The sequence below is a fragment of the Staphylococcus sp. URHA0057 genome (assembly GCF_000620265.1).
GTDB classification, from domain to species: Bacteria; Bacillota; Bacilli; order Staphylococcales; family Staphylococcaceae; genus Staphylococcus; species Staphylococcus pasteuri.
Window position 1 is genome coordinate 42,874 of the sequence record NZ_JHVS01000007.1, and the last position, 16,763, is coordinate 59,636.

General features: G+C 30.3%; 15 protein-coding genes. 11 read left to right on the top strand and 4 right to left on the bottom strand.

Features of this window, described 5'->3' with window-relative positions:
* Positions 1 to 9: 9 nt before the first annotated feature.
* The 4 genes from N524_RS0104555 (at position 10) to N524_RS0104570 (ending at position 2,750) form a co-directional block, all read left to right on the top strand.
* Entirely contained in the window at positions 10 to 597 is a 588-nt protein-coding gene (locus tag N524_RS0104555; protein WP_029055775.1) for a YcnI family protein, read from the top strand.
* A 122-nt stretch (positions 598 to 719) separates the two neighbouring features.
* A complete protein-coding gene (locus tag N524_RS0104560; protein WP_017636823.1) occupies positions 720 to 1,133 on the top strand; it encodes a DUF2871 domain-containing protein in 414 nt (137 codons plus the stop codon).
* A gap of 161 nt (positions 1,134 to 1,294) precedes the next feature.
* Positions 1,295 to 2,329 carry an NAD(P)/FAD-dependent oxidoreductase gene (locus N524_RS0104565; RefSeq protein ID WP_029055776.1) on the top strand — a complete coding sequence of 345 codons (1,035 nt, stop codon included), beginning with the start codon at positions 1,295 to 1,297 and terminating at the stop codon, positions 2,327 to 2,329.
* Between the two features lie 19 nt (positions 2,330 to 2,348).
* The gene (locus tag N524_RS0104570; RefSeq protein ID WP_017636821.1) at positions 2,349 to 2,750 is read left to right on the top strand and encodes a GNAT family N-acetyltransferase; all 402 of its coding nucleotides are present in this window, start codon (positions 2,349 to 2,351) and stop codon (positions 2,748 to 2,750) included.
* Between the two features lie 115 nt (positions 2,751 to 2,865).
* On the opposite strand, the gene N524_RS0104575 is transcribed toward N524_RS0104570, so the two are convergent.
* Positions 2,866 to 3,861, bottom strand: a complete 996-nt coding sequence (locus N524_RS0104575) for an acrylyl-CoA reductase family protein (RefSeq protein WP_029055777.1) — start codon at positions 3,859 to 3,861, stop codon at positions 2,866 to 2,868.
* A gap of 297 nt (positions 3,862 to 4,158) precedes the next feature.
* Here N524_RS0104575 and efeO point away from each other — a divergent pair, with 297 nt between their 5' ends.
* The 3 genes from efeO to N524_RS0104590 are packed head-to-tail and all read left to right on the top strand — an operon-like array spanning position 4,159 to position 7,926.
* Complete coding sequence (efeO, locus tag N524_RS0104580) at positions 4,159 to 5,013, top strand: iron uptake system protein EfeO (RefSeq protein WP_029055778.1); 855 nt, start codon at positions 4,159 to 4,161, stop codon at positions 5,011 to 5,013.
* Positions 5,010 to 6,236, top strand: coding sequence for an iron uptake transporter deferrochelatase/peroxidase subunit (efeB, locus tag N524_RS0104585; protein ID WP_017636818.1), 1,227 nt, complete (start codon positions 5,010 to 5,012; stop codon positions 6,234 to 6,236). The genes efeO and efeB overlap by 4 nt, the downstream gene beginning before the upstream one ends.
* The gene (locus tag N524_RS0104590) at positions 6,217 to 7,926 is read left to right on the top strand and encodes an FTR1 family protein (RefSeq protein ID WP_017636817.1); all 1,710 of its coding nucleotides are present in this window, start codon (positions 6,217 to 6,219) and stop codon (positions 7,924 to 7,926) included. The genes efeB and N524_RS0104590 overlap by 20 nt, the downstream gene beginning before the upstream one ends.
* 29 nt (positions 7,927 to 7,955) lie before the next feature.
* On the opposite strand, the gene tatC is transcribed toward N524_RS0104590, so the two are convergent.
* Together tatC and tatA are read right to left on the bottom strand one after the other, a co-directional pair.
* Positions 7,956 to 8,690, bottom strand: a complete 735-nt coding sequence (gene tatC / locus N524_RS0104595) for a twin-arginine translocase subunit TatC (protein WP_017636816.1) — start codon at positions 8,688 to 8,690, stop codon at positions 7,956 to 7,958.
* Positions 8,674 to 8,892 carry a twin-arginine translocase TatA/TatE family subunit gene (tatA, locus tag N524_RS0104600; protein WP_017636815.1) on the bottom strand — a complete coding sequence of 73 codons (219 nt, stop codon included), beginning with the start codon at positions 8,890 to 8,892 and terminating at the stop codon, positions 8,674 to 8,676. Before tatA ends, tatC begins: the two co-directional genes overlap by 17 nt.
* A gap of 238 nt (positions 8,893 to 9,130) precedes the next feature.
* Here tatA and N524_RS0104605 point away from each other — a divergent pair, with 238 nt between their 5' ends.
* From N524_RS0104605 to N524_RS0104615, 3 genes are all read left to right on the top strand, one after another.
* Positions 9,131 to 9,646, top strand: a complete 516-nt coding sequence (locus N524_RS0104605) for a GNAT family N-acetyltransferase (RefSeq protein ID WP_183998748.1) — start codon at positions 9,131 to 9,133, stop codon at positions 9,644 to 9,646.
* 152 nt (positions 9,647 to 9,798) lie between these two features.
* Positions 9,799 to 11,961 carry a bifunctional glycosyltransferase/CDP-glycerol:glycerophosphate glycerophosphotransferase gene (locus N524_RS13165; protein ID WP_081772609.1) on the top strand — a complete coding sequence of 721 codons (2,163 nt, stop codon included), beginning with the start codon at positions 9,799 to 9,801 and terminating at the stop codon, positions 11,959 to 11,961.
* Positions 11,962 to 12,181: 220 nt separating this feature from the next.
* Positions 12,182 to 12,943 carry a hypothetical protein gene (locus N524_RS0104615; RefSeq protein WP_029055781.1) on the top strand — a complete coding sequence of 254 codons (762 nt, stop codon included), beginning with the start codon at positions 12,182 to 12,184 and terminating at the stop codon, positions 12,941 to 12,943.
* Positions 12,944 to 13,037: 94 nt separating this feature from the next.
* Here the strand turns inward: N524_RS0104615 and N524_RS0104620 are convergent, their stop codons facing one another.
* A complete protein-coding gene (locus N524_RS0104620) occupies positions 13,038 to 14,720 on the bottom strand; it encodes a CDP-glycerol glycerophosphotransferase family protein (protein WP_029055782.1) in 1,683 nt (560 codons plus the stop codon).
* 339 nt (positions 14,721 to 15,059) lie between these two features.
* Here N524_RS0104620 and N524_RS0104625 point away from each other — a divergent pair, with 339 nt between their 5' ends.
* Complete coding sequence (locus N524_RS0104625) at positions 15,060 to 16,661, top strand: L-lactate permease (protein WP_029055783.1); 1,602 nt, start codon at positions 15,060 to 15,062, stop codon at positions 16,659 to 16,661.
* Positions 16,662 to 16,763: the final 102 nt, after the last annotated feature.

The following is a 16,763-nucleotide window of genomic DNA, read 5'->3' on the forward strand; positions in this document are numbered from 1 at the left end:
AGTCGAATTATGTTAAAAAAATTATTTTCAATGAGTTTTATTTTATTTTTTACGTTAGGAATTTTTAAGGTTGCAGATGCACATGTAACTTTAAATCCAAATGAAAGCGAACCAGAATCTTATGATAAATATGATGTGAGAGTGCCAGTTGAACAAAATGACAATACGGTAAAAGTTGAATTAACTGTACCAAAAGGCGTTAATCTTGAGAATGTAGCACCAGTTGAAGGATTTAAGCATTCATTTGAAAAAGATAAAAAAGGTAACATTACTAAAGTAACTTGGAAAGCGACTGGTAAGGGTATCGGTCCTAATGAATTTATAGAATTCCCAATTGTTGCAGCTAATCCAGATAAAGAAGGTAGCTTTAAATGGAAAGCTGTTCAAACGTATGACAATGGCGATGTTGTTAAATGGGACGGTAAAGAAGATAGTGAACACCCAGCACCAATTACAACAGTGAAAAAAGGGGCTAACCCAACTGGTTCACAAAGTGATGAATCATCAACAAGTGGTAGTTCTATCGCGTTATGGGTTGTATCAATTGTAGCAATTTTACTTTCTCTAGTAGCTATTTTCAAAAAATCAAAAAAATAATTAAACATAGAGGATGCGATTTTGATAGGTCGTGTCCTCTTTTATAACTTAAATATTTGTTGTTTTGTCACTTTCATAATAATGAATATGTTTTATAATATAATCGTGAGGGAGGAAGAATCATGCGAAGATTATTATACTCATTTCTTTTTTACATGATTATTGGATTATTTAGTGGGTTTTATTATAGAGAACTAACTAAAGCACATCATTTTACGGGTGATACACAATTATCATTAGTACATACACATACATTGATTTTAGGTATGTTTATGTTTTTATTACTATTATCATTAGAAAAGTCATTTAAATTAAGTAGTTATTATTTATTTAATTGGTTCTTTGTTATATATCATATCGGTGTATTAGTAACAGTTGGTATGATGACAGTTAAAGGTACTTATCAAGTATTAGGAAAAACAGTACCGGCTTCATTCCCTGGATTTGCAGGAATGGGTCATACTGCTATGTTAGCAGCATTATTAATACTATTTTTCTTATTAAGACAAGCAATCATTAAAGAACCTAAAGATTAATTTCAGCTCGTGGGTGGTAGTGACTCACGAGTTTTTTTATAAAATGATTTGCTTCATATGTAAAATACCTTATAGTATAATGTAAAAGTATTGAATGATAATTATTTTCATTTAGAAATGATATAAATGTTATTTACAGTGTTTAAATAGGGGGAAACTAAATGGAAGACGTTACAATTATAGGTGGCGGTCCAGCAGGTTTATTTGCTAGCTTTTATTCCGGGCTTAGAGGTATGTCTGTGAGAATTATTGATGTTCAAGATAAGCTTGGTGGTAAGATGCAAGTGTATCCAGAGAAAATAATTTGGGATATTGGTGGCGTAGCACCTAAGCCGTGTCATGAAGTCATTAAAGATATGATTCAGCAAGGCCTACATTTTAATCCCAAAGTGAATTTAAATGAACGTGTTATTGATATAAGAAAAATAGACGAAAGACATTTTGAAATAGAAACTGAAGAAGGACAAGTATATCATTCAAAAGCTGTAATTTTTGCTATTGGTGGAGGTATTATTAATCCCAAACCACTGAAAATTAAAGGTGCTGAGCGTTATCAACTTACAAACTTACATTATGTTGTACAATCATTCTCTAGATTTAAAGACAAACATGTGCTTATTTCTGGAGGGGGTAACACAGCATTAGATTGGGCGAGAGATATTGCTAAAATAGCTGAAAGTGTGACCGTAGTTTATAGAAAACCAGAGATAACTGGTTATGAAGCGATGACTAAGGTGCTTGAAGATTTAGGCGTTCAGTTGATACCTTATACACAAATTAGTGAACTGATTGGTAACGACGAAGACAATTATATTCATCATGTTAAATTAACTAACTTACAAACCGGTTTAACTTCGACTCATTCATTTGATGATGTTATTATAAGTCATGGATTCGATCATGAAAATCCATTATTAAAAGATTGTACGTCTCAATTTGAGTTGTATGATGAATATCGAGTAAAAGGATTTGGAAATACAACGACTAATATTCCTGGCATCTACGCTTGTGGCGATATTGTTCATCATGAAGCTAAGGTTCATTTGATTGCAAGTGCGTTTAGTGACGCAGGTAATGCTGCTAACCTTGCTAAAACTTATATCCAACCTGATGCTGCTGCAGAAGGATATGTTTCAAGTCATAATGAAATATTTAAAGAATCAAACAAAGAAATTATGAATCAATATCTATATTAATATAAAACGGGGGAACAAAATGATAAACATTAAATATGAAGCACCATCTGTAGATGATTATTTGAAATTAAGAGTAGATGCAGGAATGAGTGCTAAGTCGGTAGAAGCGGCACAAAAAGGATTGCCGAATGGATGTTTCAATGTCACATTGTATGATGATAAAACTTTGATAGGGATGGGAAGAGTTACCGGTGATGGTGGTACTACACTTCAAGTTGTCGATGTAGCACTACATCCTGATTATCAAGGACAAGGTTATGGCCGTACAATTATGGAACATATTATGAAATATGTGGAAGAAAATGCTGTAACAGGTACATATGTAAGCTTAATGGCCGATTATCCAGCTGATAAACTATATGAAAAATTTGGGTTCCAGTCTACTGAACCCCATTCAACAGGTATGTATATCCTATTTTAGGATAATAAAAAGACGTACTCATCATTGTAATGAACTTCAAAAATTAGAACTTTTAATCTAACTTTTTGAGTTTACATTATATTGAACGAGCACGTCTTTATTTTATTTTTAAGATTTATTTAACACCAAAGTCAATGATGATACGACCCATGTGTTGATGATTCATCACACGTTCGATACCTTTTGGTAAATCTTTAAATGAAATGACATCTTTAATATCATGCAGTTGTTTTGGTTTTAAATCTTTGGCTAGACGACGCCAAACTAATTTACGCAATTTGATAGGAGTGAATACCGAATCAATACCTAGTACACTTATGCCTCTTAAAATAAGCGGAAAGACAGAACTTTCAAATTTAGTACCGCCAGTCATGCCGATTACTGCTACACTACCATTATTATCGAGTCTATTTACAATATTAGATAAACTGTCACCACCTACAGGATCGATGGCTGCTTGCCATGTTCTAGATGCTAAAGGCTTATGATCATATTTAGGCAAGCGATCGATAACTTCGTTAGCACCAATCGCTTTTAATTTATCATCTACATCTTTACGTCCAGTACTAGCAACTACGTCATAACCTAATTTATTTAACATTAAAACAGATAACATACCTACACCACCAGAAGCACCTCTGACAAGTACACTATCTTTTTCAATAGTCATTCCATCATTTTCTAGACGTTCGATGGCTAATCCTGCAGTATAGCCTGCTGTTCCATAGATCATTGCTTCTTCTAAAGTTAAATCCTCTGGTAAATCAATAATCCACTCGCTTTTAACTCGAGCATACTCACTATATCCACCAAAATGACTTACACCTAAATCATAACTAGTTACTATGACTTTATCACCTACATAATGGCCTGGTGCATTTGATTCAACAATTTCACCAGATAGATCGATACCCGGTACCATTGGGTATTGTTTTACAATTGCATTGTTATTTTGAGTAGCTAATGCATCTTTATAGTTAATACTTGAATAATGTACTTTAATCAGTACATCACCTTCAGGTAAATCATCTACTGTAAGTTGCTTAAAATCTGAAGAGACGTTTCCTTCATCGTCTCTATCTACGAGATAAGCTTTAAATTTTTCTGACACTATAAGTTCACTCCTTCAATATTTATGACCTTCATTATAAAGTTTTCTTCTACTTATTAAAATGATAAAAACTTTCCTTAATTTAAAATGACAAAAATTAGCCACGACTATTTTAATATAAATTGTGACGAATTGTCATAAAGTTTTAGAAATAAAATTGTTAAAAAAAGTGTTTCATAAATTTTGAAAAGAATTGTTATTGACACAATTAAAGGAGAAACATATAATTATTTTGATAATGATTATCAATTGCGACTAGTTGTTTTTAATAATAAAAATTTATGTAGGGGTGTAATAATGAAAAAATTACCAATGATTTTATTAACGTCGTCATTACTTTTAGCAGCGTGTGGAAATAACGGAGATAGTAGTAAAGATAGTTCTAATAAGAGCAATAATGATAGTGGAAATAAAGCCGAATTAAAAGAGGCTACTAAAAAATATGAAAAATACACAGACAAACAATTAGACGAGTTCTTAAAAGGAACACAACAATTTGTAGATGCTATTGATAACAATGATATGGATAAAGCTAAAGAATTATATCCTAAAGTACGTATGTATTATGAACGTTCTGAACCAGTTGCAGAAGCTTTTGGTGATTTAGATCCTAAAATTGATGCGCGTTTAGCAGATATGAAAGAAGAAAAGAAAGAGGACGAATGGACTGGTTATCATAAAATTGAAAAGCAACTTTACCAAGACAACAAAATTGATGATACAACTAAAAAAGATGCTAAACAATTACTTAAAGATGCCAAAGAATTACACGCCAAAGCAGATACTTTAGATATTACACCTAAATTAATGCTACAAGGTTCAGTAGATTTATTAAACGAAGTATCTACTTCTAAAATTACTGGTGAAGAAGAAATTTATTCACACACAGACTTATATGACTTCAAAGCTAATATTGAAGGAGCACAAAAAATCTATGAGTTATTCAAACCAACTTTAGAGAAAAAAGATAAAAAATTAAGTGCAGATATTCAAAAGAACTTTGATAAAGTAAATGAATTACTAGATAAATATAAAGATGGCGATGGCTATAAATCATATAATGATGTAACTAAGAAAGATAGAAAAGCACTTTCAGATGCTGTGAATTCATTAGGAGAACCGCTAAGTAAAATGGCCGTGGTTACTGAATGAGTAAACTAGACAATCAAAAGTCATCATCTGTAACTAGACGATCATTTTTAAAAATGATGGGTATAGGTGGCGCCGGTGTCGTTATAGGTGCTAGTGGTGCAGGAAGTGTATTTTCATTTAAATCAATGTTTGACACTCCAGAAGATGAAGAAAAAGATGCTTACGAGTTTTATGGTAAAGTGCAAGCGGGTGTTACTACACCAACTCAGAAAACTTGTAATTTCGTATCTTTAGAACTGAAATCTAAAGATAAAAATGCGATCAAAGATATGTTTAAAGAATGGACTAAGATGGCTGCCAATATGACAGATGGCGATGCAGTAGAAAAGGATAGTAAAAATCCATTATTACCACCTGTTGATACAGGTGAAGCTATTGGATTAGGTGCCAGTAAATTAACCATCACTTTTGGAGTAAGTAAATCATTTTTAAAAAAATTAGGTCTTTCTAATAAAATTAGAAAAGATTATAAAGATTTACCGCATTTCCCTAATGACCAAATTACAGATGATTACAGTGATGGCGATATCATGATTCAAGCATGTTCAAATGATGAACAGGTAACGTTTCATGCTGTGCATAATTTAATTCGTCCATTTAGAGATTTAATCAAAGTGAAATGGTCTCAAAATGGTTTTGTATCAGTCAAAGGAAAAGAAACACCTAGAAACTTAATGGCATTTAAAGATGGTACAGTCAATCCACGCAAAACAAATGAATATAAGGATTATGTATATATTGATGATGGTTGGGCTAAAAATGGTACATATTGCATTATACGTAGAATTCAAATTCATATTGAAACGTGGGATCGTACAGCACTAGAAGAACAAGAAGCTACATTTGGTAGAAAAAGAGCTTCTGGTGCACCGTTAACAGGTAAAAAAGAATTTGATGAAATGGATCTTAAAGCTAAAGATAGTACAGGGGAATATGTTATTCCTAAAGATGCACATGCGCGTTTAGCGAAAGAGGCTAAAACGTCAATAAAAAGACGTGCATATAACTATACGGCAGGAACAAATGAGAAAACAGGAAACTTAGAAACAGGTCTACTATTTATTTGTTTCCAAAAGTCTCCACAACAATTCATTGATATTCAAAATCATCTAGGACATCAAGACAAATTGAATGAATATATTACACATAGAGGAACTGCAACATTTATTGTATTACCAGGTGTACAAAAGGGAGGCTACCTAGGTGAATCGCTATTTAATTAAGATTGTTACTATTATCATTCTTGGGTTAACTATCTTTAAGTTTGCGCCTGCTTATGCCGAAACTTCTTCAATGAGCGAAACATATGTTGCTATTACAGATGCAAAATCAACAATAGAAGATAAAGATAAAAGTGCATCAGATAAATCTAAAGCACTAAAAGAAGTAAAAAAAGAAATCAAATCTTTAAAAATAAAAAATAGTAAAGAAGGCAAGAAAGTTAACAGTAAGTTGAAGGAAGTTGAAAATGCTTCATCAGATGAAACTAAAGCTGATAAACTTTCTGAGTTAACAAAGGCGCTTATTGCTTATGAAGATAAACAATCTTCAAAAGATGCTTCAGGAAAAATCAAAGAGTTAAAGCAAGCAGTTGATGCAAAAGATGCACCAATGAAAAAAGCAATCAAAGATAAAAATCAAACAGAGTTACAATCGCTTAACAATCAACTGAATACAATTTGGACAAGTAATGAAACCGTTATTCGTAATTATGATGACGGGAAATATGGCCAAATCGAAGTGAACTTAATGCAATTACGAGTTGCAGTGCAAAAAGAACCTTTAGATGTGGATAAAGTTAAATCTACATGGTCTACATTTAAAGATAGTATTGATACTGTTGATCAAAAGCAATCTGATACAGATTCAGATAAATACAAAGTAACTCAACTTAATGATGAATTAGATAAAGCTATCGCTGGAATCAATGATAATGATTTAGATAAAGCAGATGCGTCATTATCAAGATTTGTTAAAATATGGCCTTACGTTGAGGGTAAAATTCAAACTAAAAATAGTAGCTTATACACTAAAATAGAAGACAAAATTCCTTATTACCAAAGTATTTTAGATGATTCAAATAAAGATCGTGTGAAAAAAGGTCTACAAGAAATGAATACAGAAATTAAAGATACAGTTGGTCAAGGTGAATATTCTTTTGTTGATGTAATGATTATTTTCTTAAGAGAAGGTCTAGAAGTCTTATTAATTATCATGACGTTAACAACAATGACACGTAAAGTTAATGATGTTAAAGGTACATCAAGTGTTATTGGTGGTGGATTATTAGGGCTTGCTTTAAGTATTGGTCTAGGTATTGCCTTTATTTATACAATAGGTAATAATGGCGTTGTCAGAGAAGGTATGGAAGCGGTGCTCGGCATTGTTGCTGTTGTCTTAATGTACATTGTAGGTATTTGGATGCATCGTCGATCTAATGCACAACGTTGGAATGAAATGATTCAAAATATGTATAACAGTGCAATGAGCAATGGAAACTTAATACTTCTCGGTACTATTGGTCTTATCTCAGTATTAAGAGAAGGCGTTGAAGTTATCATATTCTATATGGGTATGATAGGTAGTATCACTACAAAAGATTTTATTCTAGGTATAGCACTAGCAATAGTAATACTAGTTATCTTTGCTTTTGCATTTAGATTTATTGTTAAATTAATCCCAGTACGCTTTATTTTCAGAGTATTATCCATATTAATATTTGTTATGACATTTAAAATGTTAGGTGTAAGTATTCAAAAATTACAATTACTAGGTTATATGTCCCAACATAGTATTGAAGGCTTACCAACAATTAGTTGGATTGGTTTTTATCCAAGTGTAGAAACAATTATTGCACAAGTGATTTTAATCATACTTATACTTGCATTTGTCTTAAAAAGACGTAAAAAATAAAAAAAGAATCTCGAGTGAAGTTATAATAACTAGACTTCATTCGAGATTTTTTGCCTTTTGTAAGTGATTTTAGCAATTAACATACTAAATTCAAATAAGATGATTAAAGGTAACGTTAATAGTAAATTAAGAACTAAATCTGGTGGTGCTATAATACTTGCTACAACAAAACAAGCAAAGTAAATATATTTACGATATTTTCCTAATTGATGAGGATCTATCAAACCAAAATGAGCTAATCCCATAAATAACACGGGTATTTGGAATAAAAATCCAAAGACAAGTAACCATCGTATTAATTCACCTAAGTATGCCTTTAAACCGATAATAGGTTCAATACTAAGAGCATCCGATAAATTAATTGAAAAATTAATAATAAGCGGAAACCCAATAAAGAAGGCAAATACAACACCAATTAAAAATAATCCAGCGCAAAAAATACTATATTTATATATAAATTTGCGTTCATAGTGGTGTAAACCTGGTGCAATAAATGCCCAAAGTTGGTAGAAGATGATGGGTGCGATGATACATACAGCTACTGAAAAGATAATCATAATATAAATTTGAATCGTTTCAGTAAAAGAAAATGTATGCAATGTTACATCTGAACGCTTTATATAATGTAAAAAAGGTTTAATCCACCAATGAGACGATATATAAATGATAATAGTTGCGACAATAAATGATATGAGTACGCGTACTAAGCGTTGCCTTAATTCAGTGAAGTGCTCTAGTAAAGTAGCACTATTTTGATTGTTCACGTTGTGATTTTGAAGATTTACTGGGAGTTTCTGTAGAATCTTCATCTATATTTTCAGCAGCTGATTTAAATTCTTTTAACGTAGATCCAATAGCACGACCAAATTGAGGTAATTTAGTTGGTCCAAAAATAATTAATGCAATAATACTTATAATGACAAGGCTTGTTGGTCCAGCGATTCCTAATACAAACATGTTTTCCATTTTTATCATCCTTTATAATAGTACTTGATTAATTATAACTTTATACTTATTGATAAAGATTATCAATAAATAATTTGGTTTTTGTAGTAATTTAATCATCGTAGTTATATTAAATGCATTTCACTCAAAATAGTTTAATCGTCTTCAATTATTCTAGTTTATAATATATAATAAATGAAATATTCTGAAAAATAATATAGAGTATTGTTAAATTGCATTACTAAAGGGGGATTATCATATAATGAGACAAATTGAAGAAATTAATATTGAAGATGTTAAAGCACTTCAAAAAATAGCTATTGATACATTTTATGAAACATTTAAACCATATTATACTGAAGAAAATTTACAAAAGTTTTTTGAGGACGCATATAATATTGAAAAGTTAAAAACAGAATTAAACAATCCCGAATCTTTCCATTACTTTTTTAAAGAAAATAATGAAATTGTTGGATATACGAAATTTAATATTGATAACACACAAACTGAACCTCATGGAGAAGATTACCTAGAAGTACAACGTATTTACTTCTATCAAACTCATCAAGGTGGAGGAAGAGGTAAAGAATTGATTAATTTAGCTGTAGAAAAAGCCAAATCATTTGGAAAATCTAAAATATGGCTTGGTGTGTGGGAACATAATCCAAATGCAATTCAATTTTATAAATCAAGAGGATTTGTTCAGACTGGTCAACATGAATTCTATACAGGTGATGTTGTTGATAGAGATATTATTATGGAAAAAGAATTATAATTTCAAATAATTGACTTTTATAATCAATTAAAAGTATTGAAATATTCGCATCTTAGTTCAAATTCAGATATAATGATGACGTTAATTTTTTAAATTATGTTTAAAATATATTGTTATAAATAAAAGATTTATCGTTGGAAAGGACGTATTAGATGCATTCATTGACGATTATTGTCACTTATTACAATTCAGAGGAATATATCCAAAATTGTATAGAAAGTATTAAGCAACAACGTACTCAGGACTTTGAGGTTATCATTGTAAACGATGGTTCTACCGATCAAACTGAGAGATTAATGAACGAGTCACTTAAAGATTATGATAAGAAAATCAATTACATTAAATTAGAAGAGAATCAAGGACATGCACATGCTCGTAATGTTGCAATGAAAGAAGTAGAAACACCTTATTTCATGTTTTTAGATGCAGATGATGAACTTGCATCTTATGCCATTACTTTTTATTTGGAAAAATTTAATTTCACTGATGGTTTAATAGCTCCTATACATTCGTTTACGCTTAAAAAGCCACAATTTGTTGATTTAGATAGAGTAAAAGTTAATTATTATGTTGGTAAAAGTAATATAAATTCATTTTTAAGAAAGCAAACAGCTTGTAATATTATTTTTAGAACAGCAATTGTAAAAGCACATCAATTGGAATTCAACGAAGATTTGAGTGTATATACGGATTGGTCTTTCGTCATCGAATACTCTAAATATGTAAATAAATTCATGAGAATTACCAATTTCTCCTTCTACTATCGAGGAGAAGTATATGACCCATTCGAAGGTACAACATTGAGTGAACAAGACTTTGATATTTTATTCGAAGATTATGTCAAAATGTTCTACGATGCTATGAATCGTGTCACAATTAAAGAAACAAAAACATTCATTATTGACAAGTTGGAACAACAAATTGCAAGAGATTTTGATCCAACACATCATGATATTAAGAAAAGATATGCTGCACACAAAGAAACATTAGTTGAATTAGCACGTTATTTAAACGTTAATTTAATCAAACATCAACATCTTATTAATAAAATTGAGACGATTCTTCTGATTAATGATGACACTGACAAAGCGTTCCAAGTTAACCAGTTCAGAAAAACATTAAGACATGTGAAAAATATTGTCTTACGTAATAAAAATAAAAATCGTTCAGTTTATGAATTAACAGATAAACAAGAAAACGTAAAACCTAAAACGATTGTGTTTGAATCATTCGGTGGTAAAAATTATAGTGATAGTCCAAAATATATTTATGAATATATGCAAAAATATTATCCAAATTATCGTTATGTATGGTCATTTAAAAACCCAAATAACCATGTTATCCCAGGTGACGCTGAAGTGGTTAAGCGTAATTCAGAAGCATTTTATCAAGCTTATTCAGAAGCTGGTCACTGGGTTTCAAATGCAAGATTGCCTTTATATTTAAATAAAAAAGAAAATCAAACATACATCCAAACATGGCATGGTACACCATTAAAACGTTTAGCAAATGATATGAAAGTAGTTCGTATGCCAGGTACCACAACACCAAAATATAAACGTAATTTCAACCGTGAAACGTCAAGATGGGATTATTTAATCTCACCTAATAGATATTCATCAGAAATATTCAAAAGTGCGTTCTGGATGGATGAACCAAGAATTTTAGAAATTGGATATCCTAGAAATGATGTTTTAGTAAATAGAGCAGACGACGAAGAATTTAAAAATGAAATCAAAAAGAATTTAAACATTCCAGAAGATAAAAAAGTCATCATGTATGCACCTACTTGGAGAGATGATGAATTCGTAAGTAAAGGTAAGTATCTATTTGAATTAAAAATCGACTTAGACAACCTATACAACGAATTAGGAGAAGACTATGTCATTTTATTACGTATGCATTATTTAATTTCAAATGCTATCGATTTAACTGGATTTGAAAACTTTGCTATCGATGTATCAAATTATAATGATGTTTCAGAATTATTCTTAGTCAGTGATTGTCTAATCACAGATTACTCATCAGTAATGTTTGATTACGGCATTTTAAAACGTCTACAATTCTTCTTTGCATATGATATAGACAAGTATGATAAAGGTTTACGTGGATTCTATATGGATTATAAAAAAGATTTACCAGGTCCTATTTTTACTGAACCATACGGATTAGCTAAACAACTTAAAGACTTAGATAAAGTTCAACATGATTATCAAGATAAAATTGATGCCTTTTATAATCGATTCTGTTCAGTAGATGATGGTAAAGCATCACAATATATTGGTGAATTAATTCATAAAAATATTGAAGAATAAACTTTAATAAAATAACACGAAAAATTAATAAATTTAGGGTATAATATTTATGAGTAATTAAATATTATACCCTTTTTATATTCGTTTCTTTTTATGAAAAATACATACTTAATTGTAGACCAAGACATTGGTGTGTTCATATATTTAAAAAGAGAGATAAATACAAAAAGGGTGAGAAGATGTTTTGGAAATAAAAAATATTATTTAGGAGGTTGTACTGATGAAAAAATTATATACGAGTTTGTTGGCATTATCATTTTTATTAGGTGCCACAGCATGTTCGAATGATGATAGCAACAAAGATAAAGACAACTCTAAAGATGAGTCATCTAAAACTGAACAAAAGGATAAAAAGTCAAATGATCATTCAAAAGATAAAACATCAAATAAAGATGATCAAAGCAATTCTAAGGAAAGTAAAGATGACCAAAATAATGATCAAAACGATGACCAAAACAATACAAGTGGTAATGATTCAACAAGTCAGAATCAAGATGATAATAGTGGAAATGATTCAAATCAACAAGCTAAAAGTACTGACAATTCAACTCAGCAATCTAATAATATGAATGACGCGAATACATCTAATAATAATTCAAACCAAACTGCTAGTAATACTAACAATCAAAAAACATCAAATCAATCTTCACAATCAACACAAAGTACAAGTGGTTACGTAGCACCATATCAATCAGAAAATGCCACATCAGTAGCTAGAAATTTATCAAAATCAAATGTTAATCAATCAACTGCATTAAAACAATTACCTAACTTCCAAACTGCTTTAGATTTAGCAAGACAAGAAGCAAATTTATATGGCAGTAGTAATAAAACGTATAATGACTATGCAATTGAAGGTGAGAATGCCAATTATAGATATGTATTTAGTTTCAAAGACCCACAACAAAATGGTGTTTATTCTATAGTTACTGTAAATAGCCAAGGCGAACCAGTTGTTGTTGACCCAGCTTATGGAAAATAAAAGTATGTTATTTCAAAATATATAGATATAAAAAAGGCGTATCATCAAATGTAAATACTTTGTGATACGCCTTTATAAGAACATTAGTTTCTAGTTATTTTAACTCTTTTTGAATTAGCTTCGTAAGATATTGTAAGGATTGATTATTTTTATTGATATACGGATTATCGTTTTTAGGAATCATATCTGTTACTAAATCATTTAGTAATAAATCAGGATCCGTATACCAAACATTAGCTAAGCTTTTCATCACACGATTATAAATACCTCGCTCTTCTTTGTATTGGTCATGATAAGGTGTATATAAGCATACACGTTTATCAATTGTTAGTGCATCGAATACTATAGATGAATAATCTGTAAGTACGATATCAGAAATAAGTAGTAAATCTTGAGTTTCTATTCCTTTTTGAGGAATAATCACTTCATCAGGTAAGTTTACGGTTTGACTACTTTCGACATGACCTTTAAATATAACGTTATATTTATCCAATAATTGGTCGGTGATTGGTAATGTTGGGTCTAACTCATTATTTGATAACCAAGTTGGAGCATAAAGTAATATTGGTTTAATTAGATCGCAATTTAAGTCGCGTTTGAGTTGTTCATAAAATGATGACTCACTTAGTTTGTTTAGTAAATATTGCACGCGTGGATAACCAATAGGTAACACTTCAGTATCATGAGTAGGGAAAGCTGTATGGAACATATCCATAGCAAATTTTGAATCACATACTAAGTAATCTTGTTTAGCTAACTTGTTATATTTACGAGCTCTATAATTATATATATTTAAGTTTTGGTTTGGTTCATGACTATCTAAAAATAATTTTTTAATTGGAGTACCATGCCAAAGTTGAATAATAGTACCATTTGGTTTGATGTCATCTGGAATATAACTTTCCGTGACAACTACTTTAGCAGTTTCTATCATAGATTTTGTTTCAGAATCCTCAGGTGATATAAAATGTGGCCCTTGTCTATCATTTGTCACAAAATAAGTATTGATGGTTGGATTTCTCTTAACAAAATAATTAAATAAGTATTTAGAATTACCACGATAACCATAATCAAATCCCATAAAGACAACATGTTCTTTAAGCAATGACTTATCTTTATCATAGATATAACTTAATTCTCTATGTTTTTTTAAAGAATGATTTTTAAATGGTTTGAACATCCACTTAGGTAATCTGAATTTTGTACTTAACAATACAGAATCTGAGTATCTTAATTCACTATGATCATTATAAGTAAATCTAGGGAATGGGATTTTTTGACGATGTTCATATGCGATTTTGTTTAAATAAAATTGATTTATTTTACTAATATTATTTTTATCAATAGATGACCAAAGTTGACTACTAGTATAAATAGGTGTTTTAAAATCAAAGACAACATGTCCATCTACTGCAAGTTGGCCTTTTAAAATGGTTACTAAAGCTAAATCAAAAATAGTCTCAATATTAAATTTTTCAAGATGAACTAGGGCAGATTTAATTTCATAAATCACATTAGGAAAGTGATTAATATTTTTAACCCAATCTATAAAATCAACTGTTTCTAACCCAAAATATCTGCAATCATTTAAATAGGTTTTATCTATTGTATAATCAACAATAATTGAAGTGCTCTTTAATTCAACAGCATCAAGCATTTTTTGATGAAGCATTATATCATTAGAGTATGGAACAAAATGTGTATATCCTTCATCTAAAGCTTTCATAAGTTGAATATCTAAGTTTTCTAAACTAGTTATATTAATTTGCTTTATCATATCGCTGACCTCTTTAGGCTAAATTTATTCTTCTTATTTTATCATGTGTAACACATTAATTCATAATGAGGACGTTTAATGATTTATGTAAGCGTTATCATTACAAGCTTTTGACACAAAAATAAAGAATAAAAAAATAAAGGGAAATAATTGGGAAAAACTATAAAATCAATGTTGTAATTTTAACGATAAGATGATATATTTTAATTGTGAAAAAGTTCACAAGTTATAAATGAATTCAATTTGAAGAAGACTCACAATCAAAGATAATAAATATTTTTATTTTGATATAACTCTAGCTAGAGACAAACAAATTTAAAGTAAAGGAAGAGTCATACTATGTTAGTAAATTCATTCAATCCATTTGATAATTTAGTGTTATCAAGTATTATTGCTGCAGTACCAATTATCTTATTTTTATTATGTTTAACTGTTTTCAAAATGAAAGGGATTTATGCTGCTATAACAACATTAGTCGTTACTTTATTGATTGCAATTCCATTCTTTAAATTACCTGTAGGAATTGCTTCAGGTGCGGTAGTGGAAGGTTTCTTCCAAGGTATTATTCCAATTGGTTATATTGTAATGATGGCTGTATTACTATATAAAATCACATTAGAATCTGGACAATTTTCTACGATTCAAGATAGTATTACAAGTATTTCTCAAGACCAACGTATCCAGTTATTATTGATAGGTTTTTCATTTAATGCCTTTTTAGAAGGGGCAGCAGGATTTGGTGTTCCGATTGCAATTTGTGCTTTATTATTAGCGCAATTGGGCTTTAAACCTTTACAAGCTGCTATGTTGTGTTTAGTAGCTAACGCAGCTTCAGGTGCATTTGGTGCCATTGGTATTCCAGTGGGGATTGTTGATACACTTCATTTACCTGGTGGTGTAACAGCAATGGGAGTATCCCAAACATCAGTATTTACTTTAGTTATTATTAACTTCTTCATACCATTTTTATTAATCTTTATAATTGATGGTTTTAAAGGAATTAAAGAAACATTACCTTCAATATTAGTCGTTTCTATTACGTATACTGTATTACAAGCTTTACTAACTGTATTTAATGGACCAGAATTAGCAGATATTATTCCTCCATTAGCATCAATGTTAGCTTTAGCTTTATTCTCAAGAAAATTCCAACCGAAACATACATTTAGAATACAAAAAGATGTTGAACCTGAACCAGTTAAACATCATAGCGCAAAATCAATTTTCTATGCATGGAGCCCATTTGTTATCTTAACAGTTATCGTTATGATTTGGAGCGCACCATCATTTAAGAATTTATTCTTACCTAATGGTAAACTTTCTGGATTAGTATTTAACTTTAATTTACCGGGAACATTTAGTGAAGTTGCACATAAACCAATTACATTATCATTAAATCTTATAGGTCAAACTGGTACTGCGATTTTAATCACTATTATTATTACAGTATTAATGTCTAAAAAAGTTGGCTTTGGTGATGCGGGACGTTTATTCGGTGTAACTTTCAAAGAATTATGGTTACCTATTTTAACAATTTGCTTCATATTAGCTATTTCTAAAATAACTACTTATGGTGGATTAAGTAGTGCAATGGGTCAAGGTATTGCTAAAGCTGGAAACGTATTCCCATTACTTTCTCCAATATTAGGTTGGATTGGCGTGTTCATGACTGGATCAGTAGTTAATAACAACTCATTATTTGCGCCTATCCAAGCATCTGTAGCACAACAAATTGGTACGAGTGGTTCATTACTTGTTGCTTCTAATACAGTTGGTGGGGTTGCAGCTAAATTAATTTCACCACAATCTATTGCTATTGCAACTGCAGCTGTTAAAGAAGTAGGTAAAGAATCTGAATTACTAAAAATGACTTTGAGATATAGTATTGGCTTACTAATATTCATCTGTATTTGGACATTCATCTTATCAGTATTATTATAAAATTAAATTTAGTAGTTAAACTTAAAAAACTGATTTCTCATATATCGGGAAATCAGTTTTTTGTATATTATTAATATGCTTTTTAAGGTGTCTTGACGTATA

Bases quoted from the DNA above. Each gene is read 5' to 3' on its own strand.
- N524_RS0104555 (WP_029055775.1), top strand. From the start codon at position 10: ATGTTAAAAAAATTATTTTCAATGAGTTTTATTTTATTTTTTACGTTA.
- N524_RS0104560 (WP_017636823.1), top strand. From the start codon at position 720: ATGCGAAGATTATTATACTCATTTCTTTTTTACATGATTATTGGATTA.
- N524_RS0104565 (WP_029055776.1), top strand. From the start codon at position 1,295: ATGGAAGACGTTACAATTATAGGTGGCGGTCCAGCAGGTTTATTTGCT.
- N524_RS0104570 (WP_017636821.1), top strand. From the start codon at position 2,349: ATGATAAACATTAAATATGAAGCACCATCTGTAGATGATTATTTGAAA.
- efeO (WP_029055778.1), top strand. From the start codon at position 4,159: ATGAAAAAATTACCAATGATTTTATTAACGTCGTCATTACTTTTAGCA.
- efeB (WP_017636818.1), top strand. From the start codon at position 5,010: ATGAGTAAACTAGACAATCAAAAGTCATCATCTGTAACTAGACGATCA.
- tatA (WP_017636815.1), bottom strand. From the start codon at position 8,892: ATGGAAAACATGTTTGTATTAGGAATCGCTGGACCAACAAGCCTTGTC.
- N524_RS13165 (WP_081772609.1), top strand. From the start codon at position 9,799: ATGCATTCATTGACGATTATTGTCACTTATTACAATTCAGAGGAATAT.
- N524_RS0104615 (WP_029055781.1), top strand. From the start codon at position 12,182: ATGAAAAAATTATATACGAGTTTGTTGGCATTATCATTTTTATTAGGT.
- N524_RS0104620 (WP_029055782.1), bottom strand. From the start codon at position 14,720: ATGATAAAGCAAATTAATATAACTAGTTTAGAAAACTTAGATATTCAA.
- N524_RS0104625 (WP_029055783.1), top strand. From the start codon at position 15,060: ATGTTAGTAAATTCATTCAATCCATTTGATAATTTAGTGTTATCAAGT.